Origin of the sequence: Mucilaginibacter gossypii (assembly GCF_017569325.2) — a bacterium.
In the GTDB taxonomy this organism is placed as follows: Bacteria; Bacteroidota; Bacteroidia; order Sphingobacteriales; family Sphingobacteriaceae; genus Mucilaginibacter; species Mucilaginibacter gossypii.
In genome coordinates this window covers 5,242,615-5,258,695 of record NZ_CP071878.2, presented here as the reverse complement: position 1 = coordinate 5,258,695, position 16,081 = coordinate 5,242,615, and the positions used below count along the sequence as shown (strand labels likewise).

Genomic DNA, 16,081 nt, shown 5'->3' with positions numbered 1-16,081 from the left:
TTGATTTTAATTAAACTGTGTCAGGCCCAGCAGGGTCCGGTAAAATCAATCAGCGTGAACTTTCAACAAGCTACTATTGAGCAGTTTGTAACAGAACTGGAAGCAAAATCAGGCTTTCATTTTTTTTACGACGCCATGCAGTTTGATAGTTTGAAAGTAACTATGCAAGCAACCAATAAACCTATTGAAACCATATTGAGCCAGGCTTTTAAAAACACCGGTTTTAGTTTCGCCATAACCAAACAACAGCAGGTGTTTTTAACTAAAGGGCGCGAAATACAAACCGGGCTGGCGGTAGGTTATTTTGGCATTACAACTGCCAATGCAACTGCAGCAAATATGAGTGTATCCCCGGCTAATGCTGATCTTGATAAAGATAAAAAGATACCCGAAGCAACAACCGAAAATAAGCTATACGAAATAGGGATCAAAACCAACACTATTGAGGCGGGTACGGCAACGCTTTCGGGATATGTAAAGGAAGCTAAATCGGGCGAATCTGTAACAGGTGCCAGCATATATGTAACCAATACCAAAACAGGTGTAGCTACCGATCAGTTTGGCTATTTCACTATCAAATTACCCAAAGGCAGGCAGGTTTTAAGCGTTAGGGGCATTGGCATGCGCGATACCCGCAGGCAGATCATGCTTTACTCGGACGGTAAAATCATTATTGAGATGCAGGAACAGGTAACCAGTCTTAAAGAAGTAAAGATCTCTGCCGAGAAAGTAGCTAACGTGCGTAATGTTCAATTGGGGGTGAACAGGCTTGATATTAAAAGCATAAAACAAGTACCTACGGTATTTGGCGAGGCCGATATCTTAAGGGTAGTGCTTACCCTGCCCGGCGTTCAATCGGTAGGCGAGGCTACCACGGGTTTTAACGTTCGTGGCGGCTCGGCCGATCAGAACCTCATCCTGATGAATGACGCCACCATTTATAATCCCTCGCATTTCTTTGGCTTTTTTTCATCGTTTAACCCTGATATAGTTAAGGATATTGAATTATATAAAAGCAGTATTCCCGAAAGGTTCGGCGGGCGTTTATCATCGGTGTTGGATGTTACCAATCGTGAGGGTAATAAAAAGAAATTTACCGGTTCGGCTGGCATTGGTTTAATCACCAGCAGGCTTAACGTTGAAGGGCCTATCATCAAGAATAAAACCTCGTTTTCATTCGGGGGGCGTACCACTTACTCCGACTGGCTCCTTAAACTCCTGCCCGATGCCTACAAACACAGTTCGGCTTCATTTTATGATCTTAACCTGGATATAAGCCACCAGATTGATGATAAAAACAACCTGTATCTAACCAGCTACATAAGCAAAGATAAATTCAGGCTTAATAGCGATACTGCTTACAGTTACAGCAACAGGAATATCAACCTAAAATGGAAGCATAATTTTAATAACAAACTATTCAGTGTTATTACGGCCGGGATAGACAAGTACCAATATGATGTTTCAAGCGCCGATAACCCGGTAAATGCTTACAAGCTGAATTTTGATATTAACCAGAGTAATTTTAAAACGGATTTTACCTATTACCTTAACCGCAAAAATACTGTCGATTTTGGGCTAAGTTCCATTTATTATAAGCTCCATCCAGGCAACTTTCAGCCTCTTGGCGCCCAATCATTGGTAGCTCCTGATGTTATCGCTACACAACAGGCTCTGGAAAGCGCCCTATACCTGGGCGACAAGTTTGACGTGACCGACGACCTGTTGATAAGCGGCGGTGTAAGGTATTCAATCTACAATTTCCTGGGGCCGCAAACGGTGTATAATTATGCGCCTAATCTGCCTAAAACAAGCGCCAACCTGTTGGATAGTACCTATTACGCGAGTGGTAAGTTTATTAAAACTTATTCGGGGCCCGAAATCAGGCTTTCGGCCAGATATCAACTGGGCGATAACCTATCGATCAAGGGCGGCTATAACACCCTCAGGCAGTATATTCACCTGTTATCAAACACAACAGCCATATCTCCCACTGATGTTTGGCAACTAAGCGATCCTAATATCAAACCGCAATATGGTGACCAGGTATCATTAGGCCTTTATCATAATTTAAAATCAAACACCATTGAAATGTCGGTCGAGGTTTACTACAAACGGTTAAGGGATTATCTTGATTACAAGAGCGGAGCCAACCTGGTATTAAACCATCATATTGAAACAGATGTGGTAGGTACACAGGGGAAGGCATATGGGATTGAGTTTTTAGTTAAAAAAGCCACCGGGAAAGCCAATGGATGGATCAGCTATACCTATTCGCGTACGTTTTTAAGACAAAATGATCCTAACGCAGGCGATTTGATTAATGGAGGGGCTTATTATCCTGCAAATTTTGATAAGCCACATGCTTTTAATTTTATTAGTAACTACAGGTTTTCACATAGGTTCAGCGTTTCCTTAAATCTTACCTACAGCACAGGCCGTCCTATTACGCTACCTATTGCCAAGTATGAATATGGTGGTTCCGAACGGGTATTTTATTCAGACAGGAACCAATACCGCATCCCGGATTATTTCAGGTCGGATTTTTCAATGAACATAGAGGGGAACCATAAGGTACATCAGTTAACACACAACTCATTTACAATAGGTGTATATAACTTAACCGGCAGGCAAAACGCATACTCAACATTCTTTACCGAACAGGGCGGGGCCATTAACGGATATAAGCTATCCATATTTGCTAAACCTATTCCATTTATTAATTACAATATCAGGTTTTAACAGAAAGAGATGAAAGGAAAACGATACATATTGATTTTATTGTTGCTGGCAGGTATTTACAGTACTTGCAAAAAGCCATATAATCCTAAAATTGTGGATTCGCCTAATCATTACCTGGTTGTTGAAGGGGTGATAAACAATGGCAGCGATTCAACTATAATAAAATTAAGCAGAACGGTTAAAATTTCGGGCACTGTAAGCACAAGCGGAGTTGATAATTGCGCGGTATCTGTTGAAGCCGAAGGGGGAGCAGCATATTCACTTACGCCCCGGGGAAGTGGGACTTATGTTATACCGGCGCTTAATCTGGATGCCTCAAAAAAATATCGATTGCATATTATTACAGGAGATAGCAAAGAATATGCATCAGATTATGTTGTGGTTAAAAAGACACAACCTATTGACAGCATAGGATTTAATATTAAAAACAACAACGTGCAGATTTATGTGAATACGCACGATGCCGCAAATAGCACCCGTTATTATCGTTGGAGTTATGATGAAACCTGGCGGTTCCATTCAAGATATCAGTCGGCATACATGGTTGACCAGGTGCTTAAGGCAGTTGTTTTTCGGCCGGTTAGTGAAAGCAGCTATTATTGTTTCGCGGGGAGCAAATCAAGCACCATAGTGATAGGATCATCAGCTAAGCTGTCGCAAGATGTAATATATCAGCAGCCGGTAACAACCATAGCTTCAACATCCGAGAAAATAGAAACCCGTTATTCCATTTTACTAAAGCAATATGCGTTAACTAAAGAAGCTTACCAGTTTTGGGAAAACATGAAAAAAAACACGGAGCAGTTAGGAAGTATATTTGACGCCCAGCCATCGCAGTTAACAGGGAATATCCACAATCTTAAAGATCCGGCTGAGCCTGTTATTGGCTATATAAGTGTAACCAACATTCAATCGAAAAGGGTATTTATTGATAATGCCGATCTCCCTCGCGATTGGGCGCCTACATATCCATATGATTGCGGTCCCCTTGATACTGCACTCTTTTTTAATCCCAAAACCAAACAAAATGATGTACTGGGCATCATAATTAATGGTAATTCAATACCTGTGCTTGATATAACCGAGAAAATGAATGTAATAGGTTATACTTATTCATCAATTGAATGTACCGATTGCAGGATCAGGGGACGAGTACAAACCCCCTCATTTTGGATAGAGAGATAAAAAAGTTTATGAATGATGCCATGAAAATAAATCAATAAGGTTTGGCTATGAATGAAATTAAAAAACTTGCTATGGTTCCGATGATTTCCGGCATGTTACTGTTGTCATTGAACGGGGTGGCACAAACTATAAGCCAAATCTCCGACAGCTTTACCAAATACTATCAGGGTACTGTACAGGAAAAGATTTTTGTACATACTGACAAAAGCGCCTATATGACCGGCGAAATCTTATGGTTTAAGGCATATAACGTTGACGCCACTTATCATAAGCCGCTTGGTCTTAGCAAAGTTGTATATGTTGATGTGTTAGACAACAAGCAAAATGCCATAATACAAACTAAAATAGAAATAAAAAACGGCCTCGGTAGCGGCTCTGTTTATATCCCCGTATCGGCAAGTAACGGGAATTATAAATTAAGGGCATATACCAACTGGATGAAAAATTTCAGTCCTGATTATTATTTCGAAAAGAATATAACCATTATTAATCCTCTAAAATCTCCCGAAGCCATAACTAAAGCACAGTCACCGGGCTACGATGTTCAGTTTTTCCCGGAAGGAGGGAACCTTGTTGCGGGTATTAGCAGTAAAGTTGCTTTTAAGCTTACAGCATCAGACGCTACAGGCTTAAGTGAATGCAGAGGTTTTATTGTTGATCAGAAGCACGATACGGTAGCGCGCTTCCGGCCATTGAAATTTGGTATTGGCAGCTTTTTATTCACCCCGATAGCCGGGAATGTTTATACGGCTGTTATTAAATCGGGCAATACCCCGGCTGTTACTAAAGAGTTACCTGCCGTTGAAAGTCGGGGTTACGTAATGGCTGTAAAAGATGCAGGTAGCACACATGTGGAGATCACAGTAAAAGGAGCCGGCGTTGAAGCTGGCGAATTATATCTGTTTGCTCATACAGGCCAATCGGTTAAAGCCGGTATGGCAGCACCCTTTAATAGCGGTGCTGCCATTTTTACGCTTGATAAAGCTAAATTGGGCGAAGGAGTGTCGCACTTAACAATTTTCAATAGCGCCAGACAACCCGTGTGCGAAAGGCTTTATTTTAAACGTCCTAAACAGGACCTCATTATCGAGGCCTCCACTGATCAGCCTTCATACACCCGCCGTAAAAAAGTAAGTGTTGATATTGATGCAAAAGACTTTTTGGGGCATGTAAAACCCGCTAACCTGTCAATGTCGGTTTATAAGATTGATTCATTGCAAAATATTGATGCCGGCGAAATATTCAGCTATCTGTGGCTCAAGTCAGATTTGCGTGGAAATATTGAATCGCCAGGCTACTATTTCAAAAATTCCGATGCTGAAGCCGACACGGCCCTTGATAACCTCATGCTAACACAAGGGTGGCGAAGGTTTCAATGGGATAATGTATTTGGTAATAAACAGGCGGCATTTAGTTTTTTGCCAGAGTATGACGGGCACCTGATTACCGGTAAAATAACCAATACGCAAACCGGTGGTATTGCCAAAGATGTAGTAGCTTATTTAAGTGTCCCGGGAAAACGGGTACAGCTGTATGCCGCAAAAAGCGATTCGACAGGCAGGTTGATTTTTAATACAAGACAACTTTATGGTCCCGGCGAAATAGTAGTTCAAACCAATTCAGAACGGGATACCACCTATCATATTGATATTTTAAGCCCTTTTTCTGAACAATTCGCAAAATCCCCAATATTAAAATTTAACCTAACCCGGGGCATGCAAAGTGCCATTGAAGAACGAAGCCTGAGCACGCAGGTTCAAAATATTTATTTAGGCAATAAGATCAAGCATTTTTATGAGCCGCAGGTTGATAGTTCGGGTTTTTATACAACTCCCTATAAAACCTATCTTTTGGATAACTATACCCGCTTTACTACAATGGAAGAGATATTGAGAGAGTATGTAAAGGAGGTTTGGGTTAACAGATCGCAAAAACGGTATCACATCAAAGTATTGAATGGTAATGGATTTTTAGATGGCGACCCCTTAGTGATGCTTGATGACGTACCTGTTTTTAACATAGATAAGGTTATGGGTATTGACCCGTTGAAAGTTCGTAAGCTGGAAGATGTTCCGTACCGGTATTATTGGGGGCCATCTGTTTACGAAGGAATCTTAAGCTTTACAACTTATAAGGGCGATCTTGGCGGTGTTGAAATAGACCCAAAGGCAGTAGTGCTCGATTATGAAGGTCTGCAATTGCAGCGTGAGTTTTATTCTCCGGTATACGACACTGAACAGTCAGTAAAAAACAGGTTACCCGATTTCAGAAACCTGCTTTATTGGGGGCCGGATATCAATACTTCAGCCGCTGGTAAAAATCAGTTGTCGTTTTATACGTCTGATCAAACAGGGAAATATATAGGAATTGTACAAGGGGTTACGTTACAAGGTGACATCGCAAGCCAATATTTTAGCTTTGAAGTGAATTAACTACTATTAAATTTCTACAGGATTTATATTATGTGATTTCCTGGTTTAATGTTGAATATCAGTAATTTACAGCCATCAAAAAAGGCACGCCGCGCAAAAAAGTGCTTAATTTTCAAAATAATGAACTTTTTTGAAAAAACAATTTGTGTAGAATAAAATGGTTTGTATATTTGCACACCCAAACGGAGGAGTGGTAGTTCAGCTGGTTAGAATACATGCCTGTCACGCATGGGGTCGCGGGTTCGAGTCCCGTCCATTCCGCTGATTATGTTATCAAAAACATCAAAAAGGCCTTTAATCGTAGATTAAGGGCCTTTTTTGTTTCAGCACTTTACCAAAACTCGCATTAAAACACATAATTCTATTGCGTCATTCATTGCGTCATTTCAAAACCGAAAAAAGACGCAATGAAAACAGCATAACGGATTGATATAGAGCATGTCCAGCGCGTGGACATCTTGTTTGGATGATGATCTAAACCGACATTTGTTTAACCTTTAAAATGTTAGTTTATGTTAGAAAAAAGCTTCGGACTTCTTTTTTATTTGAAACAGTCCAAAAATCAGAAAAAAGGCCCCCTTTACATTTACCTAAAGATTACGGTAGATGGTAAATCAGTTGAGCTGTCTTCCAAGCGAAAATGGGAAGCCTCCAAATGGAGCTCTTCCGCTGCAAGAGCCGTGGGCACAAGGGAAGATGCCAGGGAATTAAATTATTACCTGGATGCATTAGAACAGCAAATTTACCAGGCTAAAAGATCACTGATCGAAGCTGATCGAGAAGTTTCCGCACAGGCGATAAAAGATATACTTACCGGCAATGTCGAGAAGCGTAAAAAGATCCTGGAAGTATTCAGTGTGCATAACGCCCAGATGAAAGCATTACAAGGGGTTGACTTTGCCGCCAGCACCATGCAGCGCTACAACATTTCTTATAATCACACCAGGGATTTTATAAAGTGGAAGTATGGAGCTGATGACAGGGATATTAAGGACCTCGATCATGAATTTATTTCACAGTATGCTTTCTGGTTAAAGACTGTCAGGAATTGCGATCACAACACCACCATGAAATATTTAGTAAACTTTAAAAAGATCGTATTGATCTGTGTGAAGAGTAAATGGTTGCCGGGCGACCCATTCTCCAATTTCAAATTAACGAGAAAGCCCCTGGAGCGAACCGCATTAACAGACATCGAACTTCAACGGATAGCCGAAAAGGATTTTGAAAACGTAAGATTAAGTAATGTAAGGGATATCTTCCTTTTTAGCTGCTATACCGGACTTGCTTATATAGATGTAAAAAACTTAAGACGGAGTGATATACAAAAAGGGGTAGACGGGGAGAAGTGGATTTTTATTAACCGGCAAAAGACGAATGCTTTATCAAGAATACCTTTGTTAAAGGAAGCGATTAGCATTATAAAAAAATACGACAGTCACCCGAAATGTATCGTTAATGGAGTGGTTCTACCGGTACTGACTAATCAAAAAATGAATTCCTATCTTAAAGAGATAGCAGACTGCTGTGGCATTCAAACAGAGCTTACTTATCATATTGCTCGCCATACATTTGCAACGACGGTGACCTTAAATAACGGTGTACCGATAGAAACCGTATCTAAAATGCTGGGACACGCGACTATAAAGCAAACGCAGCATTATGCAAAAACACTTGACTTTAAGGTGAGTGAAGACATGAACATGCTGAAGAAGCGTTTAATTAAGAAAAGGCCCGCATTAGCATAGTTAAACAAGAGGAGTATAAGACTGTACAGTCTTATACTCCTCTTAAATAGTTTGTAAAGGGATTGGAAGTTCGCCGGAACGGCATTTTGAAGGGAAGGGTCAGGCGAAAGCTGCCTAATAAACTAAGTGATAACTTCAATAACGCTACCCGCATAACAATCATAAGTAGGCTGGTATAGAATGTAGCCAAAGTCACATAATTGATTTATACATTTATGGTAGGTTGTTATACTGCCAATGTGGGCCTTCGTCATTAGTTTTTTCCGCGAAATTTTCACTTGTTTTTTGAACCCGCTTTGTTGCCATAAAATAAGCATGGTGATATAAAGGCTGATATGCCATACGCTTACGCGGGAATCTTCAGACATCTTACCATAGAGTTCTGAAATAATGTAGGTGTCAGGCATCGTCAATTATTTTTACCGCTAAGCATATTTTGGATGTCGGTGAGTTTATAAAAATGCATTCCGCCGATTTTCTGGGATTTTAGTTTCCCGGTAATCCTTAGATTTTGAATGGTGCCAGTCGAAACTTTGAGCAATTTCCGGACATCTGCACACCTGAGCCATTCTTTGGCTTCGGGTTTATTGTTGGCTAACAATGAGCGGATATCATTCAACAGCGTCTGGCGAAACGCTTCGAGATCGTCTTTAGTGACTACTTCTATTGCCATGATGATAAATCAAGAGGTTGGATGCGTAACCGGCGACTGCGGAACGCTATTATGAGACAGGTATTAATACCTGATATAAGTAGATTGTATTTTATTAGGGTTATTGAGTATTGTTGATTGAACAATCAACAGCCTGGAATAATCCTGCGTTTGAGCAAGACCATGTATACAGAAAATAGTATCAGCCGGCAAACGGGTTTATAGGTGCGAAGAAGAGATTAACCGCACATTAATTTGTATCGTCGTCAGCGGGTGGCATGTCATCCCAGCGAACACCATAAGGAGCGCCGCCGTTCGTATAGCCAACGATAAACGCAAAATTATCATCGCTATCGCCCAACACGTTGGCACCTGATGATGCTTTTTGTTCTTCCCTCAGTTTCTTTTGGCTGGCATGAACTGCTAAAGCTTGCTGAACTGTTTCCTCATACTTTTCGGTTATGATTACACCGAGCAGCCTAAGTTCCTTGATTGCGCATAGCAAATCGACCCGAAAATGTTTGGCGTAACCCCGAACGATGTTCTTACCATTGTAATTCCCAATCCAGTTTTTGCCTTGGAGGAGGCGCTGGGAACGCGGCAACGTTCTTTTTACAGGGTTATTATTTTTAACTTTTCTTTTGGCAGCCATCGGTATGTACAAATATATCAGTTCATTCATAGGGTTTATTTCGAACCGTCAACAAATTTCTTTTTGGTTCTGGCACGCACCAGGTCATATTTAGGGGGGATAACTTCTGCATAAAATCCCCGATAATTGAACCGGTGTTCACCGCGCAAATAACGGTTTATAAAAACGGTATAGTCTTCCCCGGGTGCAGCAACCTTTCTCCGATAGTGCTCCTTAACAAAGTGCACCATCTGTTTTTTGCTTTCAAACTTGATGAGCGACGTCTTATATAGCTCAGACAGTATCTGCGGTTCTATTGGCACAATCAGCCCTATGTTGTCATATTCCTTGATATAGATGGACCACTCGTAATACATTGACATAGCTACCTGGTAGGACATGGCGATCAGCTTCATTACGTCAACAATTTGTTTTTTAGGCAATAAGGTGACCGCGTTGGCCGGCATGGTATAATTGGGATGCAGGGAAATAGAATTTGGTATTTCGCTGAAAGAAAGTTTGTCCGCGTTATCGACCTTAGTACGTAGAGAGAAAAAGCCCCTGTTAAATTCGTATCCATTTTTACAACCATAAAATGCCTCTGTCTTTTTGTTGTAGAATGCGGAAGAAATCTCATAGGCGTAATGAAGTTTAGATCTTAGCGCTTGTTTCGTGCGGATATCCAGTTGCTTGACCTTGTTAAGTTGTATGGTCTCCTCGAACGTCATTACTTTAATGTTCAGGTCAGGGAAGATATCAGGTGTTGCCTGCAAATCAGTGAATGGCCTGAAAAATTTTACATTATTGTTTAAACTATCTTCGCCCCCGGCCATTAGATACGCTTTATCGAAATGGTTGCGTGTTACGGCAGGCAGGTATTCCGCCAGACGCATCTGATTAAAATTCTGCTGTATCATGAGCATGGCCCATTCCAGGCGGTCAATAAAGTCCGTGCCTATAAAATCGTTGGTGATGGCATCGGAAAATTGCTCGTAGTTAAGTGCTAAATCTTTGTTTAATAAACTGTTGTTTTTCATGGTCTGATGTTGTGGAGCGGGCGGCCCTTGCCCTGGGTTTGCGGATCAACTATTACAAGATGTATTATCGGCCGCGTTTAGGGCCGCGGTCATCTTGTTGATCGTTTCTTCTCTTATTATTATCTTCAATGAACTTCGACAGCCCGGTTTCTGATAACGGTGTAACTTTGGCCACTAATATCATCTGAAAGGGGTGGTCGGTTAATAAATCCGTTTCCCCTATCCCATATTCCCTTGCAACTGCAACCGGGTCCAGTTTTATTTCATAAGGTATTTCCAGTACGACGACCTTATCCGGTAATTCAAACAGGTTTTCATCGGGTTCAAATAGTTCGTGAGTTTCGGTATTGAAAAAACAGAGATATTCTTCCCCGCTGTCCGACATTTCCATTTCCTTAAGACTAATATTTTTCCAAGGTTCCTCTGTCTCCCTTAATTGTTTCAACCGCCAATCGATAGTAAAATCGGTACCTGCCAAATCAATATGTGGCAACGTCCCTGAAAGGCGTAGCGCCGTAGCGTGGTCAGACAGGTAAAAACCCCATTCCTGATGATTGCTCGATGTATTTAGGTCATGCTTGAAATTATCAGTTAGTAATTCCGGGGAATCAATGATCGGCGCAGGGAGCAAAACATCCTTGATGTCTGTTTTGTCCGAATCAAAATTCATTCGGGCGATGGAGAGATAATTGGCATTGTTATCAAAACGTGCTGAGTAATAACCTTCCTCCTTTTTTAAATCCTCAAATTTGATGACGTTATCCGGCCTGTTAAATTGCCTGAATTCCTGTTTCTCCCGGTCAATAACAAAGGGGATCGCCCCAAAGGCAATGATCTCTAATTCTTGTTCCATGATTTTGTAGTTGGAAATGCTTTTACAGTTGAGCTGTCAGCTATTAAAAAAGTAATGAGTTGCTGATAAGAGGTCTAAAAAAGAAAAAAGTTCTAAGCGCTGCCGCCGGACTTTTTAACCTAAACCATATCAGAATGCGGACAAGACGTCCGCTTTAAGATGCTGCAAACTGATAATTTAATTCGAGTATCAATACTCCCTGTTAAATGCTGAATTACGCATATACTCATTGAACCTGCGCTGGTATTCCCGTTCTTCGTTGATCCTTTTATAAAGGATATTACAGCGCCAGGCGCAGGCACCACAAGCTAAAAATGCCACAGATAAACAGGTTAATGTTTCCTTCCTGGCTTCAGCTTTCTGGGCTTTGGTCATTTTATCCTTAGCGTGCTTTCTGGCTACTGCCCCGAAAAAGGCAAACATGGATATTAAACAGGCTAATAAAATGTTTCGGACGATGGCTTTCATAACTCAAATTTATTGATTAAAATTACTAATTAAATTAGCAATTTTCAAGTATATATCAGTTTAATTCGTAAATATTATTGTGATGACGAGACTGTTGCACCCTATCCCTGATGGTGTCGGTGATGGCAGATTCAGGGATTCCTATAAACTGGATTACTGGGTTTTCAGGGTCAGTACTTTTCAGTGTCAGGTACATGAGTTTAAATAGTTGGAGAATAAACGATTGGGTAATTATGTAATCTTTCACCCTGAACATTTCCAGTTGGTCAACACGCTTAAAGAATATACCACGCGTCATGCGGATATACTCCGTAGTGATCAAATATTGAAAACTGCGGATGTATAACAGCCGGTACCAGGCTACGCCGCAAACCGCAAGGCTGAAAAGGATAAAATAAGGCGACAGCCACCAGGCCAGTAAGAGAAAAGTGATGGCCAGCAACATCAGCGGCAAAGCCTTCAGGAATGCAAACAGCATTGCTGGCTTTAATAAAATATCATCGTTCTGCGTCATGTTTTAATTGATCTAAAAAAGTTAATGATTGTACCGGCTTACCGGTTCGGAAACGTGGCCGAATACTAAAGGCTTCCTGGAAAGCATGAAGGGAGATCCGCTCCTGATCAAAGGCCCGAAATAAATTACCCCGGTAAATCAAAATTTGATTTTCGGAATGAAATATCCTAATGTTCAAATTCTTTATTCCGGCTGTTAATTTGATATCGGTGAGATGACCAATAAGGTCTTTACCAAAAACAAGCACAAATTTTCTCCCGCGAAAGTTCTCCCTGATCCAATTGGCCTGTTCTTTATAAAATCTGTTTCCAATGGCCACGACTGCCAATTGCTCCAACCGTGGATACCGGTGACGGTGAAGCGTTAGAAACGCGATGGCCTCCATTACGGAATAGGTAATGATCACTGTTGAGGCGGTGTTATTTCCAGCCACCCAAAGATTTTGGGTTGTCGGAATCTTATGAAAGCCCTCGCCACAATGTTCATACGCATCACAATAATCAAAGTCCAAATCATCGTCAATATTAAAAAAGGCCTGGAGTTCCGGTGGTACTCCAAGCCTTGTTAACATGGTGTTCATTGGTATTATCTGCCGTTGCGATGTTGGGAGCGTTCAAACTGATGCGGTTTAAATCCGTGCTGATTCTCAATATCCTTGATCGCTTGGTAATAACCGGGGCTCAATTTCTCAGCAGCCTTTTGGTCACGTTTCTGGTTGAATAAGGCATTCAGCCCTTTAAAAACCATATAGGATAAACCGCCATCCATCAGGATGGATGCAACCAGTGCCAGTTTATTGGAGCGGATGCCATGCTTGTCTATTGCCGAATAGCTGAAGCGGGTGCCGTCCGGTACCTGCACTTCCTTGCCTTTCCGGTAGTTCTCTTTTTGAGCCTGGGTCAGGAATTCGTTATTGACCATATCAGGGGCCAGGATCTTCTCCGTATCCGAAACGATAAACTCTTTTGTTTCCGGATCAAATTCAACGAGCATTTCCTTTTTATTGCCATGGTTATCGAGGGTAATTCTTAGTACGCTGCCTACCTCACCCTTTTGCAGTTGCAGGGCTTCATTATTGGTCAACAGATCAGGGATCTCCGCATCCCGGTAAATCGGATGGATCAAAAGATCAAGCTGGCCCTTTTCATTAGGTTTCAATGATATCTTCGCATTGATAGATTTGATCTTGATATTTTCGGCTTCGAGGTCATGCAATTCCATTAAGCTTGTGCGGCGACCTGAAAGCAAGGCTTTCAGGTCATCGACGTTTAACAGGAGCTGACCTCCTGAGGCCAGTCCAATGGTCTCCAGATCCTTGACCGGGAGATCATCTTCGTGAAACTTTATCGGGTTCATGTTAACGCCCTATTTTTTGTTGTTGCCCCTGTTCCTCGGCTTGGCCCTGTTCTTCCTCTAAAACCATTTCCGGTTCACGAGGATTGGTTTTCGCCTCCAGTAAGGATTTATAAAGTCCGTAATCCGGCTTTAGTACTTTACGCGCGCCTTCGCCATCTTCCACTTTAATGCTCTTGGTTTTGTAGGTTTCCAGCACTTTATAGGTGGTATCCATATAAGCGATCTCGTCGCCTTTCTTAAAACCAGGCATCTCGGCTCCCTGCTTTTGTTCCCGCTTTTGGGAAACACCCAATAATAAGTTGGCTATTTTTTGCGCATCCCTGGAAGCTTTGGCAATTTCAAAAGGCTCATCCTTTAAGATTTTAGCAAAATTGCTCATATAAGCCTTTTGCTGCCCGAAGTTGTGGCCGATATTTAATTCACCACCGATCAGGATTCCTGCAATTGCCGCACGTAATTCTTCACGGGCGTAATCCAGGGAGGCAAACTTGCCCTCCATCGGACGGTTTAACCGGTCTTCATGGCCGCTCCAATGTGCCAGCTGGTGAATGGCAGCCTGGTAGTATTTGGTTTCATTCTCGAACTGTTCAACCTCCGGCAGGAAGATAGCGTCCCGCTGTTTGTCATAATACGCTTCCTGGCCGCCATGGATGATCACTGCCTTGCTGTCTTCAATCAGTTTGGCCGCACGCTCGATGGATGACAGGGTTTGACCCTCATTTTGCTTGGCCAAAAATTCTTCTAATGGCTGTAAGTCATTCAACTGGCTTCCATTGAACAAAAAAGCCTGACCACGCTGCGGCTTATCAAACTCGACAGTTTTGGTTTGTGTTACGCCCGCATCATCTTTGATAACCTTGCCCTCGGCAGTACGAATGGCCTGAATATCGCTTGTTTTCGGAAACTCGATCATCGTGCCTTTTTCATCCTTTTTGACCCAATTCCCGGCATAACGTGCAGCATCGGCTGACATCCAACGGGGGTCGTCATGGCGCTGCATACCAAGGATCAGCGCATTCATTGCGCTGTAGCCTTTGCCGGTAATGGGATTCACCGGTTTGACAAAGGCAGGCATGCCATTTTCTTTTACCGGTTTTTGAAACAGGGAATTACCCTCTTTAATTTCTGCAACCAGCTTATCTGAAAGCTGGATCGGCAGTGCTTTGAAATTTTTGCTCATTTTCTTGGTTTTTTAGCAGTTCATATAAAAAATTAATTGGATTGATGTATTTGTGTCTGTAGCAAATACTGAAGTGCAGGTGCTGACCCGTCACCCGGCCTGTAGCGCCGGTAATGCCGATGGCATCGCCAGCTTTCACGCTTTCCTGAACGGTTACCAAAATCTGGCTGAGGTGACCGTAAATTGATTCAACATCACCATGTTCCAGCCAAATGTTAATTCCAAGGCCATTGTTATATCCTATCGATCCGACATAGCCGTCAAGAATGGCATAAACCGTATCACTTCGGGCTTTGAAATCGACGCCTTGATGCAGGGCATATTTGCCCGTTAGCGGGTGAATACGGTATCCGAAATCGGAATTTATTTGCAGGTGTTTGAGTGGCAGGCAGATCAGGCAAAGACTGATCAGTAATTTCATCGGCTGTAGGTTTTGGACAGCTCCTGTTTTTGGGTTGGGATAATGGGTTCTAATACCCTCTCCTGAATGCCAGGATTATCGTTTGCAATGGCCAGCGCAGAATACAAGGCCTGGGAAGTACCCCTGTCCTGTAATAGCATAATTTTATACATGGCCTTGAAATCATCAAGCGGCATTGATGAGCCATTGTTCGTCAGGTCATTGAAGACAGCCTGCTTATCTTTAAGCATCATCACCTGTTCTGCTGGGAAATAGGACTCCCCGCCTTCGGGAAATTTTACATAGTTTTCCTTTTCCGAAAAGGTAAGTGTTAACACACCGATATGTCCCCGCTTTGCGTCAGGGTCGTTTTCCATATCCGGCTGCACCAAAACGAGTGTTCCGGCTAAAGTTTGATTTTCCATAATATTAAAATGTTTTAAGATGTTACCTGCCGATTTTTCGGGCTGGGGTGAGGTCAAGGGCCTCATTTAAGCGGATGATCGCCACCCGATGAAGCTCTGGGTCGTCCTGTAGGAGTATAAAGGCTTTTTTCAGTTGTTCGGCCGACCCGGATGCTTGAAGCAAGGCCAGGGTTTGTAAATTCTTAGCTACAGGCGGCCATTGAACAGATTTGTAAGTTTCTGCCAATTCATTCAGCTCCTCAGTAGCTCTCAGGATAAACAGTGTTTTCGGGCTGAAGGCATCTACTTCCTCGTCCTCAAATCCAACCCAAATTTTATCTTTTTCAAAATCGGCAAGTTCAATGATGCCGATCTGGCCAACGTGGTCGGAAGTCCAAAGGACCGGGCTGACCATGACTATTAAACCCGTAATTTCTTCCTGTTTCATGTTATTGTTTTAAATGTTTTGTTAGGTTTTG

At 42.1% G+C, this 16,081-nt stretch carries 17 protein-coding genes and 1 tRNA gene; 5 read left to right on the top strand and 13 right to left on the bottom strand.

All coding sequences use genetic code 11. The features are described 5' to 3' along the window. Positions 1–54 precede the first annotated feature (54 nt). The 5 genes from J3L18_RS22120 (at position 55) to J3L18_RS22100 (ending at position 8,107) form a co-directional block, all read left to right on the top strand. Entirely contained in the window at positions 55–2,742 is a 2,688-nt protein-coding gene (locus tag J3L18_RS22120) for a TonB-dependent receptor (protein WP_223266073.1), read from the top strand. 9 nt (positions 2,743–2,751) lie between these two features. Next, positions 2,752–3,927, top strand: a complete 1,176-nt coding sequence (locus tag J3L18_RS22115) for a DUF4249 domain-containing protein (protein WP_129567800.1) — start codon at positions 2,752–2,754, stop codon at positions 3,925–3,927. A 47-nt stretch (positions 3,928–3,974) separates the two neighbouring features. Next, positions 3,975–6,359 carry a hypothetical protein gene (locus J3L18_RS22110; RefSeq protein ID WP_129567799.1) on the top strand — a complete coding sequence of 795 codons (2,385 nt, stop codon included), beginning with the start codon at positions 3,975–3,977 and terminating at the stop codon, positions 6,357–6,359. Positions 6,360–6,546: 187 nt separating this feature from the next. Continuing rightward, positions 6,547–6,620 (top strand) — tRNA-Asp (locus tag J3L18_RS22105). A 251-nt stretch (positions 6,621–6,871) separates the two neighbouring features. Continuing rightward, a complete protein-coding gene (locus tag J3L18_RS22100; RefSeq protein WP_112570958.1) occupies positions 6,872–8,107 on the top strand; it encodes a site-specific integrase in 1,236 nt (411 codons plus the stop codon). Positions 8,108–8,229: 122 nt separating this feature from the next. Here J3L18_RS22100 and J3L18_RS22095 read toward each other — a convergent pair whose 3' ends face one another. The 13 genes from J3L18_RS22095 to J3L18_RS22035 form a co-directional block, all read right to left on the bottom strand. Next, on the bottom strand, positions 8,230–8,514 hold the full coding sequence (locus J3L18_RS22095; RefSeq protein WP_112570960.1) for a hypothetical protein: 285 nt from the start codon (positions 8,512–8,514) through the stop codon (positions 8,230–8,232). A 2-nt stretch (positions 8,515–8,516) separates the two neighbouring features. Continuing rightward, positions 8,517–8,780: a helix-turn-helix domain-containing protein gene (locus J3L18_RS22090; protein ID WP_112570962.1), complete on the bottom strand. Its 264-nt coding sequence runs from the start codon at positions 8,778–8,780 to the stop codon at positions 8,517–8,519. Between the two features lie 229 nt (positions 8,781–9,009). Then, on the bottom strand, positions 9,010–9,441 hold the full coding sequence (locus J3L18_RS22085) for a hypothetical protein (protein ID WP_112570964.1): 432 nt from the start codon (positions 9,439–9,441) through the stop codon (positions 9,010–9,012). A 5-nt stretch (positions 9,442–9,446) separates the two neighbouring features. Further along, complete coding sequence (locus tag J3L18_RS22080) at positions 9,447–10,427, bottom strand: hypothetical protein (RefSeq protein WP_112570966.1); 981 nt, start codon at positions 10,425–10,427, stop codon at positions 9,447–9,449. A 64-nt stretch (positions 10,428–10,491) separates the two neighbouring features. Continuing rightward, the gene (locus J3L18_RS22075) at positions 10,492–11,280 is read right to left on the bottom strand and encodes a hypothetical protein (RefSeq protein WP_112570968.1); all 789 of its coding nucleotides are present in this window, start codon (positions 11,278–11,280) and stop codon (positions 10,492–10,494) included. A gap of 189 nt (positions 11,281–11,469) precedes the next feature. Beyond that, positions 11,470–11,748, bottom strand: a complete 279-nt coding sequence (locus J3L18_RS22070) for a hypothetical protein (RefSeq protein WP_129567798.1) — start codon at positions 11,746–11,748, stop codon at positions 11,470–11,472. Positions 11,749–11,803: 55 nt separating this feature from the next. Then, positions 11,804–12,262 (bottom strand): PH domain-containing protein, encoded by a 459-nt coding sequence (locus tag J3L18_RS22065; RefSeq protein ID WP_112570972.1) that lies wholly within the window; start codon positions 12,260–12,262, stop codon positions 11,804–11,806. Further along, a complete protein-coding gene (locus J3L18_RS22060; protein ID WP_129567797.1) occupies positions 12,246–12,833 on the bottom strand; it encodes a hypothetical protein in 588 nt (195 codons plus the stop codon). Before J3L18_RS22060 ends, J3L18_RS22065 begins: the two co-directional genes overlap by 17 nt. Before the next feature lie 14 nt (positions 12,834–12,847). Next, the gene (locus J3L18_RS22055; protein ID WP_112570976.1) at positions 12,848–13,618 is read right to left on the bottom strand and encodes a DUF4099 domain-containing protein; all 771 of its coding nucleotides are present in this window, start codon (positions 13,616–13,618) and stop codon (positions 12,848–12,850) included. A gap of 1 nt (position 13,619) precedes the next feature. Further along, the gene (locus tag J3L18_RS22050; RefSeq protein ID WP_112570978.1) at positions 13,620–14,798 is read right to left on the bottom strand and encodes a zincin-like metallopeptidase domain-containing protein; all 1,179 of its coding nucleotides are present in this window, start codon (positions 14,796–14,798) and stop codon (positions 13,620–13,622) included. Then, positions 14,755–15,219, bottom strand: a complete 465-nt coding sequence (locus J3L18_RS22045) for a M23 family metallopeptidase (protein WP_112570981.1) — start codon at positions 15,217–15,219, stop codon at positions 14,755–14,757. The genes J3L18_RS22050 and J3L18_RS22045 overlap by 44 nt, the downstream gene beginning before the upstream one ends. Continuing rightward, on the bottom strand, positions 15,216–15,623 hold the full coding sequence (locus J3L18_RS22040) for a hypothetical protein (RefSeq protein WP_112570983.1): 408 nt from the start codon (positions 15,621–15,623) through the stop codon (positions 15,216–15,218). Before J3L18_RS22040 ends, J3L18_RS22045 begins: the two co-directional genes overlap by 4 nt. 22 nt (positions 15,624–15,645) lie before the next feature. Further along, positions 15,646–16,050 carry a hypothetical protein gene (locus tag J3L18_RS22035; RefSeq protein ID WP_112570985.1) on the bottom strand — a complete coding sequence of 135 codons (405 nt, stop codon included), beginning with the start codon at positions 16,048–16,050 and terminating at the stop codon, positions 15,646–15,648. Between the last annotated feature and the right edge of the window lie 31 nt (positions 16,051–16,081).